Below are 648 nucleotides of genomic sequence, written 5' to 3' on the forward strand. Positions count from 1 at the left end.
CTCAAATCCCATGACCTTGGTCCGTGCCCGAGCGTGATACATGTCCACCGGATGCGTTCCCGCCCGAACTGCCAACTGTGCCATCTGGGCAAAATCTAATCGTGTTGGGTCAGTGCGGAAAATCACCCGCTTATGCGGCTCGTTGATGAAGTGGAACGGATAGTGAATGCCGGCCGATTCAGACTGACCGGTATGATCCACTAGGAGCGCCCTGATGTCGGAGAGCGCCACATTGCCAAAGGAGGCTTCCAAAAGGTACTCCATGGCGCCGTCCTGTGGCCTGGAGACAGCCTGATCACCGTCTCCAGGCAAGTACCCTGCCTGACGCATCAAATACTCCACGCGCTCTAATTCCTTGTTACCATCAGCCACAAACCCCAGGCGTCGCGGATGGCTTTCATTCTTTGCCATGGTGACGTCTGCAATCCGCACCACTCTCTTCTGCACTTCATTTTTGAACACAGCCAAAAAGGCTGAAGAGACACCGGTATCGCGGTCAACTGAAAAGTTCAGCAGTCGATACTTCCGACCGATCTTCTTCTTGAGCAGCATGATATGCGCAAACTCGGCCGCGTCTTGTCGAACCCTAGCGGCCATCTCAAGGAGCCTGATATCGTCGTCAAGTTCTCTTGGCTTTTTGTTACGGTG

General features: G+C 54.0%; 1 protein-coding gene. It reads right to left on the reverse strand.

Annotation, left to right across the window (positions count from 1 at the left end; translation table 11 throughout):
- The coding region (locus ACR0E6_RS22480) for a hypothetical protein (RefSeq protein ID WP_480587558.1) at window positions 1-552 on the reverse strand (552 nt) is incomplete at its 3' end.
- Window positions 553-648: the final 96 nt, after the last annotated feature.

The organism is Ruegeria sp. AP12 (genome assembly GCF_056540025.1).